Origin of the sequence: Gallibacterium anatis DSM 16844 = F 149, from assembly GCF_000379785.1 — a bacterium.
Taxonomy (GTDB): domain Bacteria; phylum Pseudomonadota; class Gammaproteobacteria; order Enterobacterales; family Pasteurellaceae; genus Gallibacterium; species Gallibacterium anatis.
Map to the genome: position 1 here is coordinate 1 of NZ_KB903672.1, position 1,333 is coordinate 1,333.

Sequence of the window (1,333 nt, forward strand, 5' to 3'; positions counted from 1 at the left end):
CTAACTGACCATCGGATTTTACAGTCACATTATCCGCTGTCACTGTACCCGCATTGGTCAATGTCGCTGTGCCTGCACCTTCTTCACCATTACCATCTCCGACAGTGATTGCACCACCGTCTAAGGTCGCACCGCCTTTCACTGCCACAGTACCAGCATCAATTTTGGTTGCTTCCGCTGTCAATGTGCCTGCATTGGCATTCACTGTACCGCCATTGACGGTTAAGTCGCCATCAACAGTCAGATTTTTGCTGTTATCTAACTCACCATCTGGACCTTTGACAGTCACACTATCTGCGGTCACAGTACCCGCATTATCCAATTTCGCAGAACCTGCATTACCTTTGCCGTCACCCACATTCACAGTACCTGCATTCAATGTAGATCCAGAAGCTACTTTGAGTGTACCCTCATTAGCATTCACTGTGCCGATAGTATTGGTTGGTGCCGTTAAATCTAATTCACCTGCACCATTTTTATTCAATTCACCGCTACCGGCAATGCCAGCTGTGGTTTCTTGAGTAACCGTACCGCTAGCTACATCTACATTTAACTTACCGTTAACGACGATAGAGTCACCTTGGGTAGTATTAATACCCTCAAAGAGTGTTTCACCGCTTGCTGGAGTAAGATTTAACTTACCATTGCTACCTACCGTAATCGCAGCATCAGTATCACCACCAACGGCATTATCTGAAGTAAGATTTTTAGCATTAACCGTACCATTGACATCTACTGTACCGCCATTTACCACAAGATTTATTGGAGTTTCTGTTGTACCAGCATTTAATGTACCGTTCTGGTTAACCGTAACATTACCACCATTGACGGTAGCACTGCCAGTCGCATTTACTGTACCATCAACGGTCAAACCTGCATCTTTATTAACAGTCAATGCTGTAGCATTAACCGTACCGTTTGCCACTAATGACGCATTATCACTATCACCATCACCAACAGTTACTGCTCCTCCGTTTAGAATCGCATTATCAGCTACCGTAGCCGTGCCATCATTAATATTTGTTGTTGTCGCAGTTGTCGTACCGCCGGTAATATTCACTGTACCGCTTTGTGTAGCATTGGTTGCTTTATCAACAGTTAATGTACCGGCTTGAGTTGTACCTGATGAAATTAGCGTACCGCTTTCTACTTTTAACTCATTGGTAACGGTCAATGCTGAAGTATTGGTTAAATTACCGTCTGATTTAACCGTCACAGTATCCGCTGTCACTGTTCCCGCATTAGTTAATGTCGCTGTACCACTGTTATCTGTACCATCCCCTACATTTAGGGTATCGCTGTCTAAGGTACCATTAGCGCCCACAGAAACGGC

At 44.6% G+C, this 1,333-nt stretch carries 1 protein-coding gene; it reads right to left on the reverse strand.

Annotated features, from left to right (window positions below; translation table 11 throughout):
- Nucleotides 1–1,333 (reverse strand): beta strand repeat-containing protein (locus A3EO_RS13450; RefSeq protein WP_018345643.1); only part of this gene is annotated, 1,333 nt, incomplete at both ends.